Annotated in this window: 1 pseudogene; it reads left to right on the top strand. The window is 51.4% G+C overall.

Annotated elements, in window-relative coordinates:
* Nucleotides 1–218: pseudogene (locus FDX22_RS20305) on the top strand (transcriptional regulator); the annotation flags it as partial.

Below are 218 nucleotides of genomic sequence, written 5' to 3'. Positions count from 1 at the left end.
CGGAAAATCTGGTTAACCCGCTGCGCAAACACTTCCTGGCGCTGATTGGCTATGTGCAGCGCGGCCTTATTCCGCAACTTTATTCTTCCAGCCTGATCCTCGATCGCTGCAAAGATGAATACGAAAACGCTACGCTGTTATGCCGAAAAATCAATGAACTGCTGCATATTCAGTGTCCGGCGACGGAGGTGGTCTGGCTGTGCCTGTTCCTCAAAGAG

The organism is Citrobacter sp. TBCS-14, from assembly GCF_005280805.1.
Taxonomy (GTDB): Bacteria; Pseudomonadota; Gammaproteobacteria; order Enterobacterales; family Enterobacteriaceae; genus Citrobacter; species Citrobacter gillenii.
The sequence above is the reverse complement of the archived record's forward strand: the minus strand, read 5'-3'. Positions and strand labels throughout refer to the sequence as shown.